Annotated in this window: 16 protein-coding genes; 8 read left to right on the top strand and 8 right to left on the bottom strand. The window is 63.1% G+C overall.

All coding sequences use genetic code 11. The features are described from left to right. Positions 1-19 precede the first annotated feature (19 nt). The 6 genes from LLH23_01575 to LLH23_01550 form a co-directional block, all read right to left on the bottom strand. Positions 20-1,510 (bottom strand): serine/threonine protein kinase, encoded by a 1,491-nt coding sequence (locus tag LLH23_01575; GenBank protein MCE5237167.1) that lies wholly within the window; start codon positions 1,508-1,510, stop codon positions 20-22. Next, positions 1,507-2,574 carry a succinylglutamate desuccinylase/aspartoacylase family protein gene (locus tag LLH23_01570; protein ID MCE5237166.1) on the bottom strand — a complete coding sequence of 356 codons (1,068 nt, stop codon included), beginning with the start codon at positions 2,572-2,574 and terminating at the stop codon, positions 1,507-1,509. Before LLH23_01570 ends, LLH23_01575 begins: the two co-directional genes overlap by 4 nt. After that, entirely contained in the window at positions 2,571-4,406 is a 1,836-nt protein-coding gene (locus tag LLH23_01565) for a protein kinase (protein ID MCE5237165.1), read from the bottom strand. The genes LLH23_01570 and LLH23_01565 overlap by 4 nt, the downstream gene beginning before the upstream one ends. An 18-nt stretch (positions 4,407-4,424) precedes the next feature. Continuing rightward, a complete protein-coding gene (locus LLH23_01560) occupies positions 4,425-5,333 on the bottom strand; it encodes a C40 family peptidase (GenBank protein ID MCE5237164.1) in 909 nt (302 codons plus the stop codon). Positions 5,334-5,473: 140 nt separating this feature from the next. Further along, positions 5,474-7,045, bottom strand: coding sequence for a protein kinase (locus LLH23_01555; protein ID MCE5237163.1), 1,572 nt, complete (start codon positions 7,043-7,045; stop codon positions 5,474-5,476). 379 nt (positions 7,046-7,424) lie between these two features. After that, the gene (locus LLH23_01550) at positions 7,425-8,753 is read right to left on the bottom strand and encodes a M48 family metalloprotease (protein MCE5237162.1); all 1,329 of its coding nucleotides are present in this window, start codon (positions 8,751-8,753) and stop codon (positions 7,425-7,427) included. Positions 8,754-9,013: 260 nt separating this feature from the next. On the opposite strand from LLH23_01550, the gene LLH23_01545 reads away from it, so the two are divergent. The 7 genes from LLH23_01545 (at position 9,014) to LLH23_01515 (ending at position 19,423) form a co-directional block, all read left to right on the top strand. Continuing rightward, positions 9,014-10,945 carry an ABC transporter permease gene (locus LLH23_01545; protein MCE5237161.1) on the top strand — a complete coding sequence of 644 codons (1,932 nt, stop codon included), beginning with the start codon at positions 9,014-9,016 and terminating at the stop codon, positions 10,943-10,945. A gap of 98 nt (positions 10,946-11,043) precedes the next feature. Beyond that, positions 11,044-12,396, top strand: a complete 1,353-nt coding sequence (locus tag LLH23_01540; protein MCE5237160.1) for an FHA domain-containing protein — start codon at positions 11,044-11,046, stop codon at positions 12,394-12,396. Positions 12,397-12,448: 52 nt separating this feature from the next. Then, entirely contained in the window at positions 12,449-13,912 is a 1,464-nt protein-coding gene (locus tag LLH23_01535) for an FHA domain-containing protein (protein MCE5237159.1), read from the top strand. A 35-nt stretch (positions 13,913-13,947) separates the two neighbouring features. After that, positions 13,948-15,459: a protein phosphatase 2C domain-containing protein gene (locus tag LLH23_01530; GenBank protein MCE5237158.1), complete on the top strand. Its 1,512-nt coding sequence runs from the start codon at positions 13,948-13,950 to the stop codon at positions 15,457-15,459. 56 nt (positions 15,460-15,515) lie between these two features. Continuing rightward, positions 15,516-15,842 carry a hypothetical protein gene (locus tag LLH23_01525; protein MCE5237157.1) on the top strand — a complete coding sequence of 109 codons (327 nt, stop codon included), beginning with the start codon at positions 15,516-15,518 and terminating at the stop codon, positions 15,840-15,842. A gap of 212 nt (positions 15,843-16,054) precedes the next feature. Next, positions 16,055-17,281 carry an ankyrin repeat domain-containing protein gene (locus LLH23_01520; protein MCE5237156.1) on the top strand — a complete coding sequence of 409 codons (1,227 nt, stop codon included), beginning with the start codon at positions 16,055-16,057 and terminating at the stop codon, positions 17,279-17,281. Between the two features lie 495 nt (positions 17,282-17,776). Continuing rightward, positions 17,777-19,423 (top strand): SMP-30/gluconolactonase/LRE family protein, encoded by a 1,647-nt coding sequence (locus LLH23_01515; GenBank protein ID MCE5237155.1) that lies wholly within the window; start codon positions 17,777-17,779, stop codon positions 19,421-19,423. Between the two features lie 986 nt (positions 19,424-20,409). Here the strand turns inward: LLH23_01515 and LLH23_01510 are convergent. Then, positions 20,410-20,703 carry a hypothetical protein gene (locus tag LLH23_01510; GenBank protein MCE5237154.1) on the bottom strand — a complete coding sequence of 98 codons (294 nt, stop codon included), beginning with the start codon at positions 20,701-20,703 and terminating at the stop codon, positions 20,410-20,412. Positions 20,704-20,883: 180 nt separating this feature from the next. Then, the gene (locus LLH23_01505; protein ID MCE5237153.1) at positions 20,884-21,795 is read right to left on the bottom strand and encodes a tyrosine-type recombinase/integrase; all 912 of its coding nucleotides are present in this window, start codon (positions 21,793-21,795) and stop codon (positions 20,884-20,886) included. Between the two features lie 129 nt (positions 21,796-21,924). Here LLH23_01505 and LLH23_01500 point away from each other — a divergent pair, with 129 nt between their 5' ends. Next, the gene (locus LLH23_01500) at positions 21,925-22,668 is read left to right on the top strand and encodes a recombinase family protein (GenBank protein MCE5237152.1); all 744 of its coding nucleotides are present in this window, start codon (positions 21,925-21,927) and stop codon (positions 22,666-22,668) included. The last annotated feature ends 233 nt before the right edge of the window (positions 22,669-22,901 follow it).

Raw genomic sequence — 22,901 nt, 5'->3', positions numbered from 1 at the left:
CTTGGCGACTGCGGAATGGTCAGTACCGATGGAACTCATCCTTCACGATCAACCACTGCCCGCCGATGTTCTCGAAGTCGAGCGTCTGTTCGCCAGTGCGCCTCACACCGCCCCGTTGGTACCACCGCTCGAAAGTAGCCCTTACAGGTCCCCCTGGCTCATTCTTCCACTTGAGCCGGACATCGCCGTGGCCGACCCGCGCCCCCTGCCCTACCTTACCCCGTTCGTTTGCCAAGTACTGGCTCCAGGTGTACCACCGCTTGTTTGAGTATATCTGTGCGTTGCGCGCGTAGCAGTCGAGGTAGCTCGAGGCAGTGCCGCTCATCTCCTCGTTCTCCCAGGTGGTGATAGCGCTCTTGATCCCCTCCACGGGCAGTTCCGGTGGTGGCGGCGACGGGGCGATCTCACCTGCGGAGATCTGCACTTCGGGTTGGGGAGGAGGAGTGATCGGCTGCGGCGGCGCGGGAGGCGGTTGTGAGGCAGGCATCATGGGTTGTGTTCCCGTCGTCGCTGCGGGTGCCGGCTGCGATGATGTCTGGGCAGGCATGGTGGCCTTGGGATGACCGACCACCAGGATGACGCCCACGAGCAGAGCGACGAAGCCCAGACTGCCCACTAGGTACGGCCACTTTGGCGTTGCGGGGGGCGGAAGTGGTGGCTTTGGTGAATCGACGATCACAGTTGGCCCCGGCGCACTCCAACTGATCTCTCGTAGCGCTTGCGCCAGGCCATGACCATTGGCGAAGCGATCACTCGGCTCCTTCTGCAGGCACTTCAGGATGGCGTTTCGCAACTGAGGATTGACGCCGGGGTACCACGCCTCTGGGGGCTGAGGCGCCTCCGTCATGTGCTTCATCGCCCAGGTCATTGGGTTACCGCAATCGAACAGCGGTCGCCCGGTGACCATACGGTACAACACCACGCCCAGCGAATACAGGTCCGAGCGCCCGTCTACCGGGTTGCCCTTCACCTGCTCGGGGGAAGCGTACTCCGGCGTGCACACGGACATGCCGGTCATCGTCATTCGCACCTGATCGACAGCCTGCGCGATGCCGAAGTCCGTCACTACCGGCTCCCCCTGGGCGTTGAACATGATGTTCGCGGGCTTGACATCGCGGTGCACGATGCCCTGTCGGTGGGCGTGATCCAGGGCGTCCGCGACTTTGGCGATGATCTGGGCGGCCTCGCGCTGGTCGAACCGGCCCTGCCGGGCCAGGCGCTGCTCCAGATCCCCGCCAGTCAGCAACTGCATGGCGAAGTAGGCAGTCCCATTGTCCTCCCCGGCGGCGTAGACCGTGGCAATATTGGGGTGTCCGTCGAGCTGCGCCATGCGGTTGGCTTCCTGCTCGAAACGCGCCGCCACCCCGGGGGAGTGAGCGAACTCGGGTGGAAGCACCTTGAGCGCCACGTGCCGCCGGGGCATCGCCTGCTCCGCTTCGTACACGATCCCCATCCCCCCCCGACCCAACTCCCGGATCACCTGGAAACCACCAATCGTCTGTGCGCTCATTCAGAGCCTCCCCGTATGCTGCCAGGCGACTTCCTACGAAGTACCAGGGCGGTCACCGCATATGCCACAAACCCGGCTCCTCCAGCGACGCAAAGCACCGCAATGATGTTGATGCCCAGGCCGGACCGTGTGGGTGGATCGGGTGGGGCAGATGGCTCCGGCCTCGCCGTGGCTGGTTGGATCGCGGGGAAAGGGGGCGCAGCAGCTGGGGTCTCGGAGGCAGGTGGTGCCATCCTTGGCGTCTCGACTGCCGACGGCTGAGCTGTCGGCATTGTGAAGGGGTTCGTCGGGTGGGATCCCGGCGATGAGGTCCGGGCGTTGGTCGTTGGCTTCTCTTCCCACTGCAAGCCGCAGGCACTCATGAACGCGCGGCACATCAGCAACTGGTGCTGGATGCGCTCCTCCAGCCTCATCTGCCGGCAGGTTTCCACCGACGTGGCTGGGATGCTCAGTTGGAAGTAAGCGCAGTAGGTAGGGCAGGTGGGGAATGGACCTACGAACAGCGCGAAATGGTGGTCTTTGTTGGGTATCTGCTTGTTGACTGCGAGAACCATGGGCCTGAAGGTCTCGTCAAGCTCATGAGTATCGTAGGTCAGGGTCTGACCATAGCGTCTGGGCTCGAGGCGGTGGAAACCGATGGACTCGTGCAGTGTGACGAGCATCCGCGGGTGGTGCTTCACGATGTGTGACCAGATGCCGTAGGCCAGCCGTTCCATGTTGCTGCCGTTGGCCCTACCGGGGAACATCTTGTTCATGTTCCCCGGATGGCCTCGCGCGTTGCGCTTGATGGCTGCTACGTGGGCATCGGTTATCAGATACAGCGTCCCGGTCGTGATCTGCCAGTTCTTCAGACGGCGAGCGGCAAGGTAGCCAGCTACTTCATCTCCGTGGCAGCCGCCGATGATGAACAGATTGCCGCCCGGCGTCTCGCCCGTCTTGGTGTAGCAGACGGTCTGGTACGGCGTCCCGGCCATGATGAGTTCCTTGGTCATGTTCTCGGCGGAGGCACCAAGGCAGACGAGGAGGCCCAGACCTGGCAATACGCAGCGAAGCGGCTGTTTCATCTTGGTCCCTTTCCTCCGGAGGACATGGCAAAGTTCTCGCGCAGGATCAGCCAGCGACCATCGCGCAAGACGAACGTGAGGTACTTGGTGCCGGAATCGTGCCAAGTGGAGCTATTGTACTCCTGCCAAGCACTGACCTCGGCAGTGTTGTCACCCATCTCGATGCTCGGTTCCCTGGACGAAATGGCGATGAAGCTGTTCTCCGCGAACTTGCTCGCCATCTTGGCACGAAGTGTGCCCCAGCCCTGGGAAGGCTTCCCCGTTCGCTTTATTGAGCAGTCACTCGCATAGCAGGCCATATAGGCGTCAATGTCGCGCCTCTGCCATGCATCCAGCCAGTTGGCGATGGCGGCGCGTAGAGCGCTGTCATCAACTTCTCGCTTGCTCATGACGACGCGGATGACATCACCGCGCTCGACCTGCGTGCCAGTCGTTGGGGACTGGCTGCACACTGTCCCGGTCGGGTAGGGGGCGTCACTCGAGTTGCCAGTCACCTGCATCTGCAGCCCCATCTGAGCCAGCGTCTCGGTGGCTCTCCCGGCGGACATGCCAATGATGCCTGGCACGGTAATGGGGGGTGGACCCTTGCTGACGACAACACGAATGGCATCTCCGCGCTCCACCTTGGTCCCGGCCGGCGGGTGCTGGCTACAGACTGCCCCAGCCGGGTAGGTTTCGTCATGCCGGTCTTCCCCAAGCTGTATGTCCAGATGACCTCTGTTCCAGAGCGTGGCTTTAGCACTCTCGAATGACATGCCGAGCACGCTGGGGACTGTTGCTCCGGAGATGGTCTTCTGGCAACCAGGAGGTCCGCCACCCATCAGGACAATGCCAACGATCAGGCCCGCGAGGCCAATACTACCCACCACGTAGGGCCACGCTGGGCCCTTCCTTGGCTGTGCCGGGGGGGCCATCTTCGGTACATCTACCGTGGGTCCAGGCACCGACCCGTGCGGCGGCGGTGCAGTGGGCATGCCCCAGTCGAGTGCCCAATCAGAGGTGGTGCCTGCAGGGCCGGCCCAATCAATTCCCCTGAGTGCCTGAGCCAGGTCGGCACCGGTGCCAAACCGCGCGCTGGGTTCCTTCATGAGGCACTTCGCAATGATGTGCTGCAACTGACCGTTGAGCCCCGGAAACCACAAGACGGGCGACTGGGGCGCTTCGCTGATGTGCTTTGTCGCCACCGTTATGGCGTTGCCGCCGTCGAAGAGCGGTCGGCCGGTCACCATCCGGTATAACACTACGCCCAGCGAATACAGGTCCGACCGCCCATCTACCGGGTTGCCTCTGACCTGCTCGGGCGACGCGTACTCCGGGGTGCACACCGACATGCCGGTCATCGTCATGCGCACCTGATCGGCAGCCTGGGCGATACCGAAGTCCGTGACCACCGGCTCGCTCTGGGCGTTGAACATGATGTTGGGGGGCTTGACATCGCGATGCACGATGCCCTGACGGTGCGCGTGATCGAGGGCCTCAGCAACCTTGGCGATGATCTGGGCTGCCTCACGCTGGTCAAACCGCCCCTGACGCGCCAGGCGCTGCTCCAGGTCCCCGCCGGTGAGGAGTTGCATGGCAAAGTAGGCGGTCCCGTTATCCTCCCCGGCGGCATAGACCGTGGCGATGTTGGGGTGGCCGTCGAGCTGGGCCATGCGGTTAGCTTCCTGCTCGAAGCGCGCCGCCACGCCCGGGGAGTGAGCGAACTCAGGAGGAAGTACTTTGAGGGCCACATGCCGCCGTGGTAGTGCCTGCTCGGCTTCGTATACGATCCCCATCCCCCCACGACCCAGCTCACGGATAATCCGGAAACCACCGATCGTCTGCCCTTGCATGGACACGTCCCCTCCCTGCTACCAGCGACTGACGTCCGCAAGCCTGACTGCCTGCAGATACTGCTCTGAGTAGTGTGGTTGCGCTAAGGCTGCCGTGGACACGCCTTTGGGGGGACAGGAGTGGAGGAACATTCCATGTCCCCGGTAGATGCCGACATGCGTGGCGGTCTCCCCGTTGGCGGAGAAGAAGACGCAATCACCAGGTTGCAGTTCGGCGCGATCCACTGCCTGCCCGGCCATTGCCTGGTCCTTTGAGTCTCGCGGAACAACTATGCCACACTGGGCGAATGCAGTCCAGATGAGGCCCGAGCAGTCCATGCCGTCGCGGGTCATCCCTCCCCAGAGATAGGGCGTCCCGGCATACGCTTCCGCCGCAGCCAGCACATCGGCCGCGCCAAGCGCGGGGCCGGAAGCCTGATCCGCAACGTGGACCGCGCTACTCTCTAGCCAGCCTTCCGCCCCGCTGACGGAGATGATCTCCGTCCACTGGCCCTGTGTCTTACCAACGCCAACACTGCTCCCGCCAGGAAGCCACTTGGGCCATCCCCGCGTCGCTCTCCCTCCGTCTGGGGCCTCACCTACCGTAGCCCTCGGGATGTAGATGCAGCCGTGTGGGGCCCTGGAGTACTGAGGTGATGGGGCCCCCACACTTTCTGCGCGAACCCAGCCCGCGTAGTCTCCTTGCTCAACCACCTCGACGCGCAGCCACTCACCAACTCGCTCTTGCACACGCACTGTCTGGCCGTAAAGGACTTGGGTGACACGCTCAGATTCCGCGGTTGCGTTTCGCCGGAGGTCCGCATAGCTGCGCTGGCAGTGCAGAGTGCTTGGCAGAACAGGACCCTTAGCCGGGGCATGCGTCTCTGCCGGTGTCTGCAGTGGGGTCGGGGGACGCGGTGCGGACGGGAGTATGGGAGTCCGGGGCATCAAGGAGGCGGTTGGTGTTCGCAGCAACCTGAGTCCCACCAACACGCAGCCAACGCCGACTACGGCAACCACAATCGCTGCCGTAACACTGCGGTGGTTGGCTCTGGTCCGTCGTCCCAAGGCGCACACCCCAACTCCGTCTATCGCACCTTCTCAAGATCAGGACTGAAGTACAACTGGTAGTACCGACCGGCACTCCCGCCGACCGCTCCGCCATCCCCAATGTACTCGATCATTCGGCTCCGCGCCTGACCGTAGGGCGTGGTCTTGCCCCAACTCGGGTCAGCCCCACTCAGTTCCTCTCGCATGAGCTGCTCGGAATAGCGCGTTCGCGCGCTGGCCGCCTCCGCGCCGGACAGCATCTTCTGACGCATTGTCTCGAAGCTCTCTGGAGCTCCTGCTGGCACCTGGATCTGCCGCAACGTATTGGCCAGAGCCGCCCATTGCTCGCCAAGCTGCTGATCGTTCCGGATGAGTGAATCCGCATTGGCCGTGAGGAAGTTGTGCCAACTCGTGCTGCTGTTGCCGTGGCGAGCCCTATACTCCTTCCACGGCCGGTTGCTCTCCTGATGCGAGAGCGTCTGGCGGCCCAATTGCGCATAGGCGGCGTCGATGGCGAGGCCGGCATCGCGGACCGGATTGCTCGGAGTGGGCAGAGGGTTCGGCGTAGGCTGGCCGGCTTCGGCTCCACCTTCTTTGGGGGGTGGAGGCGCCTCGCGACCCGCCTGCCCGACCAGATAGGCCCCCAGGATCAAGCCAACTATCCCCATGAAGGCGATAGCGTAGGGCCACCTTGGTGCCCGGTGCGCGCCCACTGTGACTTCGGGCGGTCTCACCAGTACCGTCGGGTCCGGCTGCGGGGGGACGGGCGAGAGAGCCGGCGACGGAGCAACTACCGACCAGTCGATCCCTCGTAGGGCCTGTGCCAGATCGGCGCCGTTGGCGAAGCGCTCGCTGGGGTCCTTCTGCAAGCATTTCATGACGATGGTCTGCAACTGCCCGTTGAGGTCAGGACGCCACATGCTCGGAGGTTGTGGCACTTCGCTGATGTGCTTCAGCGCCCACGACATTGGGTTGGCGCAGTCAAACAACGGCCGCCCGCACACCATCTGGTAAAGGACTACACCGAGCGCGTAGAGGTCGGAACGCCCGTCAATCGGGTTGCCCTTCACCTGCTCAGGTGACGCGTACTGCGGGGTACACACCGACATGCCGGTCAGCGTCATCCGGATCTCGTCGGCTGCCTTGGCGATACCGAAATCGGTGACAACCGGCTCGCCTCTGTAGTCAAACATGATGTTGGCTGGTTTGATGTCGCGATGAACGACGCCCTGACGATGTGCATGGTCAAGCGCATCGGCCACCTTGGCCGCGATCTCTGCAGTCTCCTTCTGGTCCAGCCGGCCCTCGCGATGCAGCCTTTGTTCCAGGTCGCCCCCGGTCAGCAACTGCATGGCGAAGTAGGCAGTGTCGTTTTCCTCTCCTGCGGCGTACACGGTAGCGACATTGGGGTGCCCATCCAACTGCGCCATGCGATTAGCTTCTTCGCGGAACCGCGCGGCGACGCCAGAATTGTGAACCAGTTCGGGGGGGAGCACCTTCAGCGCCACACGGCGGCGTGGCAGGGCCTGCTCAGCCTCGTAGACGATGCCCATCCCGCCTCTTCCCAACTCGCGGATGATCCGGAAATCGCCAATAGTCTGTCCTGTCATCGGCTTGTCCGTCCCTTGGAGATCAACACAGCATACGCGCCCATCGTGTCGGCCGTCCATTGATCGCCCATCGCTGGCTTGGCGAGAACTCGACCTGGCACGGTGCCGTCTCGTCCCTCTCCGATACCTCGGGCCATACCTGCCAACGCTAATACAGAATCTCTGCATCCGGACACGACGCCCGCACTTTCTGGACTACCTTTGCCGTTGCGTCGCGCCTGTCCTTACCATACGCGTAAGCCAACTGGTTCCCCCTGTCGTCGCGCGCGACCGCATAGTAGTCACTCCCGAACATCCCCGGAGCCGTGACGCTCACGTCCACACGTTTCTTGGCCACTCGGCATTCCTCCCGTCCATTGTAGCACGGAGCACGGCGGCTCTATCCCGAAGTACGGACTCGCCCGGACCGGACGAAACGCACAAGATCGTTTACCCGGCGTCTTAGGCTCGGGTGGGTGGACGTAACAGCCTCGATGCCCTCGAATGTATTCCGCGAGGCATCGGCGACGAACGCCGCCAGATTGAGCCTCGCTGCCTCCGCCGGCCCGTATTCTACGGCCGTTAGGGCTCCCACCGCAGCACCGAGATTGCCGCAGGCCAGCAGTCCGGCCCGATCTGCCGTGTGTTCGCCTACCCGATCCCAGAGCAGAAGCGCCAAGTGAAGAGTGATCAGGCACGGCCACCATACGAGTAAGCCAATGAACTGGTGCAAGAAGGGGCTGCGCAGAATGGTCGTCAGTGTAAGATGCGAAGCCTTGATATGACCAAACTCGTGGCCGATCACAAAGGCCAGCTGTGGCGGGGTCAGTGCGCCAATGAGCCCTTGATGGATGACCACAATGGGCCGGATGACCCCCGTAGCGAAGGCGTTCCTGGTACCTTGGTCGGTGGCGATGTAGATGTGAGGCGCAGTCATGCCAAAGACATGAGCGCAGGACTGCGCAGCAGCATAGACGTCGGGGTAGTTGGACGCAGTCACACAAGGGTATTTCGTTTCCAACTTCCGACGCTCCCATGCGAGGACGAGGACAAGGCCCACGGTCCACAGTAGTATGAGGGGTATCCCAAGGATGATATCAAGAATGAAGCCGATTCCGCCACTTATCAGCCCCCCAATGACGAAGATGGGAACGGCGACGAACAACACGCCCAGGACTATGCTGACCGCCAGAATCAGAGCCGGCACCTCGCCGGGGTGGCGAAAGGCCCCAGCCTTCACAGCGCCCACCGTATCGACATGCCTGGGCGAGAATGCTGGAGCAGGCGACGGCGGGATCGGGTTCTGCGCGGGTGGGGAGTACTGCTGTGCAGGCGGCTGGTATGCGGGTGCCTCCGCTGGGTGCGGTGCTGGCGAAGGGGGCACCGGAGGATTGGTCATGACGACCGTGACCAGGCCGGCCGTGCCGGGTGCAGGCGACTGCACGGCAGCTAGTGTCAGGAAGGCCTCCACTTCCCCGAGACTCAGACGACAGCTTGGGGTCAATGGCGTGGGGCCGGTGATTCGTATCCCGTCAACCTTCGTGCCATTGGAGCTGCCGAGGTCCTCAATGTAGTAGCGACCCGCGGAGACGTAGATGCGTGCATGGTTCCGCGATACAGAGTTGTGCCACTCCGGAACCTTGATGTCGGCCTCCAGAGCCCGACCGATGAGCGCAGGCACACGCTCCGTCGTGACGGTTCCATCCGGCAATTGCAGGGAGATACTCACGAGGAAACCCCCTTGAAGGGCAAGCGATCTTGACCAAGACGCTCGGGACACTGACCTCAACGACTGCATACTCGCGCGTAGATTCCGTTGCGGCCTGGCCATCACCTCTGCCTTGCCGCGCCACGGCAACACTTTTTCCTGCGGACTGTAGCGTCGCAGGAGGAATCATCTCAAGTAGCGCGAACGATGCTTCTGGCGGGAACCGCTTCCTACTCTCTCTATCGGCTGGACACCTACGAGGCGCGGGGGAGTGCCGCTACATGCGGACACTAACCATCGGTCGTCACCCAAGCTGCGAGATCCACATCGACGCTCCAGAAGTGTCGCGCCTGCACGCGCGGCTCATTGCGGGCGAGGATGGCTGGGTCGTTGAGGACCTTCTGAGCGCCAACGGAACAACCGTCAATGGGACACCCATTCAACGGTGCCGCCTGAAGTCCTGTGATGACCTGCGGGTCGCTGGCACGCAAGTCAACTGGGAGCGTGTCCTGACTTCCGCGGATGCGCTCCCCAATCCGAACGCCTCCGTCGCACCCGCCCTGGTGTGCTCCAACCTCACTCTTCACGGGGCTGCAGGATCGGGATCACCCTACCGCCTGCGCGAAGTCTCGTTCGCACTGAAGACAGGACAGTTGGTGGCGATCATCGGCCCCAGCGGCGCAGGCAAGACCACCCTCCTCCGCGTTCTTACGGGTGCATTGGCGCCTTCCGCAGGGCTCGTGCTGGTTCACGGCGATAACCTGCACCTCGATCCCGACCGGGTCTGCCTCCGCCTCGGATACGTTCCTCAGGACGACATTGTCCATCGCGAGCTTGTCCTACACGACGCTCTCGTCTATGCGGCTCAGCTACGCGTTGTGCCTCCCGAGACGCTCACCGAGACCGAACAGCGCGTCTGCAAGGTGGCGATTACGTGCGGTCTCCATAGCCACCTTCACAAGCGCATCCGCGACTTGAGCGGCGGTGAGCGGAAGCGAGCCAGCATCGCTGTCGAGCTCCTGACCAGCCCTGGCATCATGTACTTCGATGAGCCCACCAGCGGGCTGGATCCGGCGCTGGAGCGGACCTTCATGCAGTTGGCCAGGCAGTTGGCTAACGAGGGTCGGGTCATCGCAGTGACCACGCATACGACACGTTCGATCGAGCTATGCGACCTGGTGCTAATCATGGCGCCGGGCGGACAGATGATCTATTTCGGCCCACCGAAGTACATCTGTCAACACTTCGGCGTGCCAGACGTGGCCGACGTCTACCAGTTGCTTGCACTGGGGCCTGAGGCGCCCACGCAGCTTGCACAGAGATTCAGAGCCTCTCGCATCTACCAGCGCTACGTGGTCCAGCCCCTGCTGGCGGCAGCCGCAGAGACCCATGATACAGTCAGTCCGCCAAGTCTGGTGCCGCCGTGGACGCAGGCCGGAGTGCTCCTGCGTCGCCAGCTCGCGCTGCTACTTGGTGACCCGGTCAATACCGGCATTCTGCTGCTGCAGGCGCCCCTCATTGCCGCGATCATCGCGCTTGTTTTCCCAGGCGACAGTTTCACTTCACAGAGTCACCTGAAACACAGTTCCGCCGTGATCTTCATGCTGGTCATCTCGGGGATCTGGTTCGGGGTCTCCAACTCTGCCCGCGAGATTGTCAAAGAGCGAGCGGTCTATCGGCGCGAGCGGGTGGCAGGCCTGGATAGGAGTGCCTATCTGATCTCCAAGCTGTTGCCGCTGGCTGGTCTGTCCGCCATTCAGACCTTGGTGCTGTTACTCATCGTAGGCGCCGTCATGAGTTGGTTTGACATCGGTGACAGCGCCAGCGTGCTCACACTGTGGGTACTGCTCTGGCTCGCGGCGCTCTCCGGAGCCACCCTTGGCCTGGTACTGTCGGCCCTGGCCCGCTCAACCGATCAAGCAGTCAGTCTGACGCCTGTAGTCCTTCTGCCGCAGGTAGTGTTCTCGGGCATCTTCTCCGCCATCGAGAACAGCAACGAGGGCCTGAGGGCTCTGGCCCGCTGCATGAGCAGCAACTGGTGCTTTGGTGCCGCCGGGCATGTGGCCAACCTGAACGACAAACTCAGCAGCATTGGCTCGGGCAGCTCGGTCTTTGACCGGATTCCCTCTGTGGGGATCGGGGCGTTGCTGATTCTGACGGTCCTCACGAGCAGTGTGGCCTTTCTGATGCTCAGGTTGGGCGAGCGACGATGAGACACGCACTCCTGGCACTCTCAGCTCCATTGGTCGTTCTGATCGCCGCGTGCCCAGTCTCGGCCGAGAGAATCACGCAACAGCATCCGGACTATCCCGTGCTCCGACTGGTAGAGACCAAGCGTGATGCGCTTTCGCAACTCGAGGAGAGTTGCCGCCAGGCGGAGGAGATGCGTGAGGCCATGCAGTTGGTCTGTGACCTGAGCACCCCTCTCCTGCCCGTGCTCGATGGTATCGCCAGTAGCTCAGTGTTGAAGGTCATGGCCAAGATCCCGGGTGTGGGTGCGCCTATAGAGGTGATTCAGGGCACGGCAGCGGCACTGAGAGGTTTGCTGCAAATCGTCGTGTGGATGAACAGGATGGACCAGGAGTACCAGGCTCCCATCCGTGACGCTATCCTCAAGTCGAACCAGTTGCTCAGGTCACGGGACAGTCGCGACGTCCCGCCTCTATTGGACAGCTACCGGTCTGCATGCGAAGCGTGTTCGAGGATCGAGGCTCGCCTGCGGGCAGCGCAGACTCGACTGGCCAAAGCCATCAAACTGGTCAACCTTACCGTACTCGTCCTTGACCGCATGGGTCAGGGCTCCGATGACACACGCCGATCAGCCCGGGAGTTGGCCGACCAGCTTGGGCAGATGCAGGAGATCGTCGCTCTCATGCTGAGTCAGGTCGAAGTGGGGCACCGGTTCATGCAGCAGGTGCTTGATGCCGCCGGCTCACCCAACCCCGCCAAATCACGCTCAAGAGGTGCCACGACCACCGCGACAAGCAAGCCGGAGGCCGGGGCGGGCGGCGTAGCAGCCACCTCTTCCCCCGACGGGGCAGGAGCGTCGTCGGGTTCTCCCGCTACACGAACCCCGACGGTGCCGCCGGTCGGTGTCGCGCCTAACCCCGTGCAGCCTCCTGTTGGCCAGGCTGGCCTACCTCCCGCTGCGCCGGAGGTACCGCGCAGGGCCGTTGCGCACGCGTCCCATGCCAGGCCACCGTCCCGCCGCGGGGGCCACTCTGCGCTGGTTCTACTCCTTTCTGGTCTGCCCGGCGTAGCTGCACTCTTGGCTATCGCGTGGATGGTCTACAACCACTACATCCTCGCCCCTCAGCGACGCGGCGTTCCTGGCTCCGCAGCGTTCGAGGCGGGCTCAGTGAACCATGCGGCCGCCCTCCGGCTCGGCGCAAGACAGATGCTCATTCTCCCTGACCAGCCAGCATTGATCGGCAGCGACGCGGGGCGCAACTCCGTGTACCTTGATGATCCGACTGTGGCCCCAGTCCATGCCAGAATCGAGTTCCTCGGCGGGACTTGGTGGATCACGAACCTCAGTAGTGTCAGTGGTACGTTCGTCGACGGGCGACCCGTAATGCAGGAAGCCCTGTCAGGCGGCCAGCGCTTGCGCTTTGGCAATGTGGAGATGGTGTTCACGATTCGTGGGGGCAGTGGCCCCAGTTAGGGATATGCAACGCCTGCTCAGCGAGTTCTCTGTCCACACCTGGAGGAAGACCATGAAGACCACCTTGCTGTGTCTCATCGCTGTGTTTCTGCTCTTCGCGACCTGCGTTCTGGCGCAGGTTTCAGGCGTCGTGTCTGAGTCATTTGTGGCTCAGGCTCAGGCCAACCGCAACAAGGAGGTCATGATCAAAGGCACGATAGACCGCATCATACCAGACACCTCAACCAACACCGTAGTGTACGTGCTAACGGACAAGTACAACCAGGCAATCCGTATTCGCACTGAAAAGGGAACCCCGAACCTAGGCACGTGCTACGTCGTGCGCGGTGTTGTGATAGCTCCGGCGGGTTCGACTCAACTCGAGATCCAGGAGCACGAGAAGTATACGCCACCGCACACTCCCTTTGGGCAGCCTGAGCCGGACTGGGCGTTCGCCGCTTCGGCCGAGACTACCGCAGGCGCTGCCGGTGACACAGGGGCAGGGGAGGGGGCGCCAACTGGGGGGGGGGCCGGCGCGGGGGGCGAGACAGCTTCCGAGAAGACTGGCGCGAAGGAAGGCGAGACGGAGCAGGACGGCAGCAAGACCAATCTGCCCTACCTGCTTCTCGGGGGTGGTGCCATCCTGGTGATCGCTGCTGTCGCGATTGGCCTCAGTATGAAGAGCGCCAACGATCGGCGCCTGCGCGAGGAGCAGATGCGTGTCGAGCATGAACGTCTGGCAGATACGCAGAGGCAGGAAGCCCAGCGACAGGCGGAGATGCAACGGGTAGCGGCTCAACCTGCACCAACCGTGGCAGGTGTACCTTCCGCCCCAGTCGCGCCCATTGGAACGATGGTGATCTGGGGCCAACTCACGGCCGTCTCAGGTCCTCTCAAGGACAAAGTGTTCCCTCTGCCGCACGGAGCCATCCGTGTAGGCAGAACCGAAGGCGACGTAGTCCTGGAGGAAGACCAGTCCGTGTCCAGCAAGCATGCAACTATCTCGCAGGTGGGTGACGGCAGCGTCTACTTTGAGGACCATAGCACCAACGGCTCGTTCGTCAACGAACGCAGGCTCAACAACGAGAAGGTACCCCTGCAGTCTGGCGACAAGATTGTGATTGGGCCGCATACGCTTGAGATCAAGTTCTCGAAGGCAGCACTGGCGACGCCCGCTGCTGCGCCATCGTCTGCTCCTGGCGCAGCCACTGTGGTCGTGCCCGCCCAGCAGGCCGCGACGGTTGCGTTCAGTGGGCTTCAACTGGTTGTTGAGGAGGGCCCGGACCAGGGCAAGGCTTTCCCTGTGGATCCGCCGCAGACCACGATTGGCCGAGAGAACCGCGATGTGCTCCTCACTGATGAGCATGTGTCACGCAAGCACGCAGTGATTCTCAATCAGGACGGCAAGTGGATCCTGCAGAATGAGAGCAACCAGGGGACGATTGTCAACGGTGCGAAGGTGGAGAGCGTGGAACTCCAGGACGGGGACACCATCCGGCTGGGCACGACTGTCCTGCGGTTCAAGCGGCTGGTCTGACCGGGACCGACACCATCTGCAACAAGTGAGACAACATGACCTCGCCTGACGCCCGTCGAGCGGCTATCGGGGGCGCCACAGACGTCGGCGCCGTCCGAGACGAGAACGAAGACTCCTATGGACTCTGGGGACCAGAAGGCGGAGACTGGGACTTCCTGATCGCCGTAGCGGACGGCGTCGGCGGTCATGAGCACGGCAAGCAGGCAAGCGAACTGGCACTCTCGGCCTTCTTCAGTGCCCTGACGGGCAAGTCGCTGCCGCAGAGTGACGCGGGCACGCGCAGCGCCCTGTCCGCTGCGATAGTTGATGCCAATGGGGCGGTGTTCTCCGCTTTCTCGGGCACTGGCACATCGCGGCCGGGCAGCACCTTCACCTGCGTTCTGGCCCGCGGCGGCAAGTCCTACATTGGTCATGTTGGTGACAGTCGCGCCTACATGATTCACGGGGGGCGCATCTTCCAGTTAAGTACCGACCACACCTGGGTTCAGTTGCAGGTAGAGAGCGGCACGATGACTGCCGAAGAAGCGGCGGTATCGCCGTACCGGAACCAGGTGCTCAAGGTGCTCGGCGCTGAGCCTAATGTCAAGCCGGATGTAGTCGTGCGACCGACCGCGCCCGGCGATCTCTTCATCGTCTGCAGTGACGGGGTAACCGAGCACGTCAGCGTTAGCCAGTTGCTGGCGGAGTCAACCACAGCGACCTCCGCAGAGGGTCTGGCCAAGACACTCGTGGCTTTGGCAGTTGCCCAGGGCGGCAGCGACAATGCCACAGCCGTCGTGGCCGGTGTTCCCATACCGGCATCAATCAAGAGGTTGGTTGGGGCGAAGCCGGAGACGGTGGAGATACCCTTGCTGAAGCAGTCGGGGACTCCGAAGGGGGCTGCGGCCGCAACACCCGCGTCGCCGACCGTCCCGCTACCCTTGGGGCCCAATCATACGGACTCCCGACGGGACTGGCGGCCGATGTTGGTCGCCGGGCTGGCCGTGCTGTTCATAGTGCTGTTGCTCATTCTTATCGGCACACGCGGACATGGCGACAGGCCGTTTCCGCAGACTTCTCGCCAAGCACAGACGGAAGGGACACCAAGGCCCGAGACTCCTCAGACAGAGGGAACACCAGAGAGCACAAGAGTGTCAGACCCGACCACAGCCCGCGACGTCGACGCCGCGTTCGACCGCTGGCACAGTGCCATTGAGAGCAGCGACGGCAAGCGGCTGGCTCAATGCTATGCAGACCGTCATCTGTACAACGGCCGGAGTTGCGACCGCTCCAGGCTGTTACGGCTGCGACCGACGACATTGTCGGGGGTCGCGCGCTACACTGTAGAAGGCCGGTGGACGCAGATGATCGGTGCGGATGTGGAGATCAGCTTCAGCTACGAGATGCTGCGGTATGTGGGCGACTACTATGCCCGGTACTTCGTCGCAACGGGTGAGACGGTGCTCCGGTTCCGTCGCGTTGCAGGAGACTGGCTGATCGTTGAGGAGACGGAGCGACGAGCCCCTGAGCGCCCCGCCCGCAGAGAGTACCCCCTAGACAGCCCGTAGCGCAAAGTTGTGGCTGTCGGTCTGCTATCTGCTACATGAAGAGAGGGGACTTCGACATGCCCTACCCACCTCCTCCGCCGTCGCACCAGCCTCAGCCCGCGTATCCGCCGCCCGGCCCGCCTGTCTTCTACAAAGACCCGGCGGTCGCTGTCGTCCTATCCTTCTTCTGGGCCCGCCTGGGCCAGCTCTACAACGGCCAGATTGCCAAGGGCATCATCTACATCATCGTCTACGCCCTCTGCGCCCTATCCTGCTACATCATCATCGGCTTCGTCACGACTCCGATTGTGTGGACCATCGGGATGGTTGACGCCTATTCGTCCGCAACCAAGATCAACCAGCGCCTGTACCAACAGAGCGGCCAACAAGCACGGCCGTACTGAGGGCTGAAGTCACGCGGCCACCTCAACGGATGGCTACAAAACTCACACAGGATGGCGGGACGTTCACTCCGGACGAGCATGCTGCAGAACCACACGATCAACGCCGGGAGGGTCCGCCTGCCGAAGCTTCGCCCCCACAGCTAGGCCGTGACGCCGATCCTCAGCGGCAGTGGGGCGACGGCGACATCGCGTGTTTCTGGAGGGCCGCGGACATGGACCTGCATAAGGCAGCAGTGGCCGGCGACACAGGTAGAGTGAGACGTCTGCTGGACGGGGGCTTCCTGCGACCGAAGGTGAATGTTGATGCACCTGCGCGGGACGAACGTGGCGGGACGGCACTCGCCTTGGCCGCGAAGGAAGGCCACACGGAAACTGCCGCTCTGCTGATCGAGTACGGGGCCGACGTGAACGCGCGAGACTCGCTGGGCATGACACCGCTGCTCTTCACGGCGTCCCGCGGTCGTACTGAGACCGCCGCCCTGCTGATCGATCATGAGGCCGAAGTGAACGCGCAAGAAGGGCGAGGTTGGACCCCGCTGCACTACGCAGCGTGGGCCGGCCAGGCTGAAATAGGCCGCTTGTTCATCGACCGCGGAGCAGACTTGGGTGTGCGAGCCCATGATGGTCGAACCGCGCTGCACTATGCTGCTCGAGGGGGGCACACCGAGGTGGTCACCTTACTGCTGGATCGTGGGGCCGAGATTGATGCGCAGGACTCGAAAGGCGGTACACCGCTCAGCCTGGCTGCCTTCGGTGGCTGGACTGAGACCGCAGCGTTGTTGCTGGACCACGGGGGCGACGCAACCACGGCGCTCCTCATGACTGTCGCCTACGGCCCCGTTGAGACCGCTGCCCTGCTGCTGGATCGTGGGGCTGACGTGAATGCGATTAGCTCGGAAGGAGCAACGCCGCTGCTCTCTGCCGTCAGCGGCGGCAATACCGCGGTGGCCGCGCTGTTGTTGGATCATAGCGCTGCTGTGAACATGCGGGACCCCGAGGAAATAACGTCGCTGCTCTTGGCTGCATACCATGGCCATGCTGGGACGCCCGCGTTGCTGTTGGACCATGGGGCCGAGGTGAATGTGCAGGGCCCCGGCGGTACAACGCCACTGTATCTCGCCGTTGGCAACGACCACCCTGAAACCGCAGCCTTGCTACGTGCAAGCGGAGCCCGTCCAAGTGCTCCAGGTGTCACCTACAGTGGTGGAGACGGCAGTAGTCCTGACGAGGCGATTGCCATTGATGACGTCGCCGACCACGAGGCGGGAGTTGAGGCTGAGTATCTCTGGTTGCGGCAGCAGTTTGGCACGATAGGTCAATGCCAGCAGGCTCTCCTGAACGTATCTGACAAGTGGTTCGACCAAATGGACATAGAGGCCGCTGACGGGACCAGACATACAGTCTACTTCGACATCAGTGCGTTCTTCGGGAAAGAGTGACGCTCGGGATTAGCGAGCGCCTCATACTTCGGCGGAGGCATGTCCCTCGTCTCGACCGGTTGCTGTATCTGCCCTCGCGTCCGCGGTTGCGCCTCCACCTACGTTACACGTAGCGGCGCGCATTCACGGCTTCGTCACGACCCCGCTTGTCTGGGCATCGGGACGGTTGACGCCTATTCGTCGACAACTCGGATCAACCAGGGCCTGTATCAACAGAGCGGCTACCAAAGCACGGTCGTGGTGAGTGGGGAGAGCAGAAACGAAGTCAGTGTCCACGGGCTCCCTACTTCTCGTTCACCACCGGGGTCGCAACCACCAAACCGCCGCCGCGAGAGTGCGTAGCACCTTCGGTTCGCGCAAAGGAGCAATGGCATGCTTGACAGGACGAGAGTTGTCTGTGCTGTGGCCGTGGCACTACTTGCAGTCCTGCCGCCATGCTGCTGCCCGGCGCGGGCGGCACCTTACGTGGCTGTCGGAGCCCTGGGGAACCCCCACGTGCTGTTCGGCCCGGTTGGCCCTGTGGTGGACAGCGACGGCAATGTCATCCTCGCGGACCAGTGCAGCAACCGGATCATCAAGTTCACAGCGGACGGCCGCTTCCTTTACTGCGTGGGTCAATTCGGAGATGGATCAGGTCAGTTCGAGACGCCCTCAGATGTCGCCATTGACGCAAACGCGCGCATCCACGTCGCGGACATGAACAACCACCGGATCCAGGTGCTGAACCCGGACGGCACAGCGGCCGTTAGCTTCGGAAGCTATGGTGAGACCCCCGGTGCACTGATGGCGCCGCGCGCCCTCGCCTTCGCGCCCGGCGGCGAACTCTACGTCCTCGACAGCTCCACTAACTCTGTCAGTGTGTTTACCGCTGCTGGCGGGTTCATTCGCCGTTTTGGCCGCAAAGGTAGTGGACTCGGTGAGTTTTCATCTCCCACCGGGATCGCCCTCGACCCCGCAGGCAACATCTATGTCGCAGACACGTACAATGACCGGATCGCGAAGCTCGACCCAGATGGGCAATGCCTCGCCACCTGGGACGCCGGAGGGCTCGAGGAACCCGGCGACCTTGCCGTCACCCCTGATGGGCACGTACTGGTGAGCGACACCGGGAACGCTCGCATCGTAGAGCTGACATCACATGGCGAAGTAGAAGGCACGTGGGCATTTGCCGGAACGCGAACCGGTGAGTTCGCCCGGCCGTTTGGCCTCACCGTCGACCGACAGGGGAACGTGTACGTCACTGACGCAGACAACGACCGGCTGCAGGTGTTCACCCCTGCAATGAAGCTGTTGCGCGCGTGGCCCGGACCGCGCGATGGGGACTTCCCATGCCCCGAGGGGCTTGCCGCGGACGGCGCGGGCAACGTCTACGTCATCGACAGCCGTCTCAACTGCGTGAAGAAGATCTCCCCTGACGGCGCCTGCCTGCTCAGGTGGGGTACCTGGGGCCTGGAGCCTGGGGAGTTCGCCATGCCGACCGGGATTGCCGTGGACAGAGCTGGCAACGTCTACGTCGGCGATACCTCGAATCATCGCATTCAGAAGTTCGATCCCAGCGGGCGCTTTCTACACATGTGGGGCAGCCACGGCGACGGCGATGGCGAGTTTGACCACGTATCGGTACTTGCCACGGACGGTCGTAGATACCTATACGCCGCAGACATCAACACGTGCCGAGTCCAGCAGTTCACACTCGACGGTCAGTTCGTTCGCCAGTTGAGGAGTGGCCTTCAGGCGGACGGTCAATTCGGCTCAATTGGGGGGATGGCAGTCGATCGTGCGGGGCTGTTGTACGTGATGGATAGCGGATGCTGCCGTGTAGAGAAGTTCGACAGTGGCGGTCGCTTCCTCGGCGGTTGGGGAAAGGAAGGCGCCGGTCCGGGTGAGCTGAAGCAGCCTGAAGGCATTGCAGTTGATGACGCCGGATTTGTCTACGTCTTCGACCCGGCGGCGGGGTGTATGCGCAAATTCACGAGCGACGGGCGCAGTTTAGCCACATGGGGCGAACGCGGTACGGGCGAGGGCCAGTTTGGCTGGCCCGGCGCGTGCGGGAGTGGTGTGGTGGTGATTCCTGACGGACGCGTGTATGTCGCCGATACGCCCAATCACTGTCTGCGAGTGTTCGCGCATGCGGGCGGGTAGTGACCCTATCATCCGTTGTGGCAGCGGATCGCTGGGGCCGGCAACGGCTGTCGTGATGGCGGATTGGCTGAGGCAGCAGCAGACGTCACTGCCAGCGGCCGCAACCAGTCACCATAGACAGCAGACACTGGCCCCGCCGCCGATCGTCAACGCCTCGCTGCGCCTCCGCGAAGAGGTCCTGGCGCACCGGCCGCCTGGATGGGACACCCATGGCGTCATCCACGGGAGGGAAATGGGTTGGCTGGATTGCCCACAGGAAACTGTAGGTTGCCACTCGAATCCCGGTTGAGACCGACATCAGAAGGGAGCCCCCTTCCGGGCGGAGCACCGGCAGTTGGTCAGATCGCAGGTCCTGGAGACACGCAGTGCTTCTACTCTCTCCGCACCTATCCGCTACTACCTCCATCTGCCTCGCTACTTGCTGGGTTTGCGCAGGGCCGGGCACAGCCACGGCTGCCCCGCTAGCGCAGAAGTCATGCACCACCTGACAAAGCCGAACGCGCCAAACCTTGCGAACCACGGGGCCGTTTTGGCACGTTTCGGCGGGTTGACTCAGGAGGGCCTGGCCAAAGAAAATGGCCTCAGAAGCCATTCTGAGGCCATTTCAGGGTATTATTGGTAGCCCCTCGGTCTCCCAGCGACGGATCCTGGTGTCCTTGCAGTTCCCCGTGATCCTGGAGTTCGGCAACGGTCGATCTCCGTCCTCGGCCCCGCCCAAGCCGTTGCCCAAGGAGTCCCCGGTCGAGCGTGCGGAGCGTTTCCGCCGGCTGCTGGAGTCGGGGAGGTATCGCAGCCAGTCCGAGCTGGCGAAGGCTCTGGGATGCAGTCAGCCGTGGATCAGCAAGGCCCTCCGGGATCTCCCGCCGGCATAACCGATCTCCGAGAGAGATGGCGGAGCAGCCCCCCGGAAATCGGCATCACGACGGAGCGGTCCAGGGGGACTCCTAAATGTTTGGGGCCACCCCCCTCCCGGATTTCCGGTGCCCTCAGCCCTGGGTCCCATCCGCCGGAGTCCCATCGCCATCCTCGTCGAGCTGGAGGAAGAGCGGTAGGGTGCCGGGTCCGCCGAGGCCAAACACGTTGGCGTCGAAGTACTCCTCGGCATCATCGCGGTCCATCCCACTCTCCATGAGGATCTCGATGCATTTCTCCCAGTCGTAGGTCGCGGCCGGGTCGCCCGAGTACGAGATCGAGATGCCGAGGTAGGCCCTCTCGAACCCGATGAGCGTCCGGGCCTCCGGGTTGATCTCCATCAGTCGGTTGTAGGTTGAGTTTTCCATGCCGGTACTTATACCGGCGATGAAACGGATGGAGCCACATCGTACGCAGTTTGTTTTTGGGATGCATTTGGCGAGGGGCGGGGAGGGTGGCTCGCACTTCGCCGACGCGTCCAACCCGATCTCCCCGCCGCTCGGCGATCTCCCGCCGTCCCCGCGTACGGGGAGGGGTTCGGGAATCGCTCAGTCCTCGACGTCCTCGCCGACGGCTCTCTCCAGATGCTTGGCGAGGTCGTCCTTGGAGGCCCTGGTGTAGGTCATGACGCTGCCGGGCGACTTCCAGCCCATGGTCTGCATGGCGTCGCTCCAGTTGACGCCCTGCTCTGCGACGAGCATCCTGGCGAGGGAGTGGCGGCACTGGTGCAGGCCCTTGAGCTTGGCACGCAGCCCCTCGGGAACGTGCACCGCGAGTTTTTTGTGGAAGACGGAGTGGAGGGCCCAGCGGCTCAATTTCTCATACGGATACTTCTCGGAGCAGAGCAAGAAATCGTGCTGCACTGGGGGCCGTACCTTGATCCAAGCCGCCAGTGCGTCGCGGGCTTCGGCATTGAGCGGCACGGTGTGGCCGCCGGCCTTGCCCTTCATCGTGTCGTGGGTGATGCTGCCCGATCTCGCCTTGATCTCCACGTCGCTGAGCTTGGCGTCCGCGATGCTGCCCGTGCGGGCTCCCGTCCACATGGCGAGGTACACGATGGCACGATCTCGGGGGCTCAGCTTGTCGGCCGCCCGGAAGATCGCGAGTCGCTCCTTGCGGTTGAAGCCGCTGGGCGATGCCTTCGGTGCCTGTGGCACCTTGGGGAAGCGAAGCTTGGTGAGCAGTGCGATATCCACCAGCTTCAGCGTCGCCCTAAGCGAGGCCAGCTTTCGCTCAGTGGTGTTGGCCTGGCAGCGTTGCAGCAAGTAGGCCTTGAAGTCGTTGAGGTCGGCATTGTTCAGAGCCAGATCGTCGGGATCCGGGTACTCGGAGTACGTGCCGGCGTACCACTCGCAGAACTGCCGGGCATCGATCAGCAATCGCTGCTTGGTCCCCGCGGCCCAGTCCTCCTGGGCCATCTCCTCGATCAGCTTCTGGACGAACTTGCACTCGGGTTCCATCTCGATCTCCGCCTGAACTCAGGATTGTGGGGCGACTTCGGGGGCTTGTGGCGCGTATTCAGCAGTTGACCGTTTACTGAATATATGCTATACTCCCTCCTGTAATCAGGCAGCAGGAGGCGAGTTCAGATGGCAAGGCCGAGAGGCAATCAGAAGCAGCGGGAGATCAGCATGAGGGTTCGCAACGGAGCCGGAAAGGCTATCGGCTATGCGCGCGTCTCGACGGTCGCGCAGGGCGAGAACGGCCATTCCCTTGACGGTCAGCAGACGCGACTGCGGGAGGCAGCCGACCGCGAGGGCCTGGAGCTGATTGACATCGTCGTGGAGGTGGCCTCGGGCCGCAAGGAGCGCGATGGCCTCAAGGACGCGCTGCAGCGGATCATGGCCGGCGAAGCCGGGACCCTGATCGTGCCGAAGATTGATCGCCTGGGGCGCTCCAACATCGGCATACTCAAGACCGTCAAGCAGGCCGAAGAGGAAGGCGTGAACATCCTGTCGGTCGCGGAGAGCTGGACGGTCAAAGACGGCAAGCGCATTGACGAGGTGTTGGAGATTCGGGCCTGGGTTGCGGAACAGGAGGCCAAGAAGATCAGCGAGCGGACCCGTGAAGGGCTGGCGGCGGCGAAGGCCAAGGGCGTCAAGCTGGGGCCGCCGGTGCGGACGCCTGCGGAGATCGCCGACCGGGCCGTGGCCCTGCGGCGCGCAAGGAAGACCATCGCGCAGATCGCCGACCTGTTCAATGCCGAGGGAGTGCCGACCGCGCGGGGCCGCAAGTGGAGCACCAGCGCCGTCTACTACCTGGTCAACCGAGTGGACCCGGCGGCGAACCCGGAAGGGGGATACCGGGGAAAAGCCCTGGCCGCCGCCGCGTGAAGGGGCGGCAGAAGCGGTGACCAGAGCGCGTCCCGACACCAGGGCGCGCTTTGCGCTTGCGGGCAGCGAGGACGAACCACAGACGCCTGTAACGCGACGAGGGCTGCAGTAGGGCTAACCCCATACCTGAGCCCCTCTCGACGCCCCACGGCGCACCACAACGCGCCCTGCGCACAAAGGAAGACGATCCTGCGGCGGCGAATTGGCCGGATGCCTCACGCACCATTCCGCGC

The sequence above is a fragment of the bacterium genome (assembly GCA_021372615.1).
Classification (GTDB): domain Bacteria; phylum Armatimonadota; class Zipacnadia; order Zipacnadales; family UBA11051; genus JAJFUB01.
This window is presented reverse-complemented; position numbering and strand designations above follow the sequence as displayed.

Excerpts from the sequence above, each read along its gene's own strand:
- LLH23_01525 (MCE5237157.1), top strand. The coding sequence starts at position 15,516 with ATGCCCTACCCACCTCCTCCGCCGTCGCACCAGCCTCAGCCCGCGTAT.
- LLH23_01505 (MCE5237153.1), bottom strand. The coding sequence starts at position 21,795 with ATGGAACCCGAGTGCAAGTTCGTCCAGAAGCTGATCGAGGAGATGGCC.
- LLH23_01530 (MCE5237158.1), top strand. The coding sequence starts at position 13,948 with ATGACCTCGCCTGACGCCCGTCGAGCGGCTATCGGGGGCGCCACAGAC.
- LLH23_01545 (MCE5237161.1), top strand. The coding sequence starts at position 9,014 with ATGCGGACACTAACCATCGGTCGTCACCCAAGCTGCGAGATCCACATC.
- LLH23_01560 (MCE5237164.1), bottom strand. The coding sequence starts at position 5,333 with ATGCCCCGGACTCCCATACTCCCGTCCGCACCGCGTCCCCCGACCCCA.
- LLH23_01510 (MCE5237154.1), bottom strand. The coding sequence starts at position 20,703 with ATGGAAAACTCAACCTACAACCGACTGATGGAGATCAACCCGGAGGCC.
- LLH23_01565 (MCE5237165.1), bottom strand. The coding sequence starts at position 4,406 with ATGCAAGGGCAGACGATCGGTGGTTTCCGGATTATCCGTGAGCTGGGT.
- LLH23_01500 (MCE5237152.1), top strand. The coding sequence starts at position 21,925 with ATGGCAAGGCCGAGAGGCAATCAGAAGCAGCGGGAGATCAGCATGAGG.
- LLH23_01570 (MCE5237166.1), bottom strand. The coding sequence starts at position 2,574 with ATGAAACAGCCGCTTCGCTGCGTATTGCCAGGTCTGGGCCTCCTCGTC.
- LLH23_01520 (MCE5237156.1), top strand. The coding sequence starts at position 16,055 with ATGGACCTGCATAAGGCAGCAGTGGCCGGCGACACAGGTAGAGTGAGA.
- LLH23_01555 (MCE5237163.1), bottom strand. The coding sequence starts at position 7,045 with ATGACAGGACAGACTATTGGCGATTTCCGGATCATCCGCGAGTTGGGA.
- LLH23_01535 (MCE5237159.1), top strand. The coding sequence starts at position 12,449 with ATGAAGACCACCTTGCTGTGTCTCATCGCTGTGTTTCTGCTCTTCGCG.
- LLH23_01575 (MCE5237167.1), bottom strand. The coding sequence starts at position 1,510 with ATGAGCGCACAGACGATTGGTGGTTTCCAGGTGATCCGGGAGTTGGGT.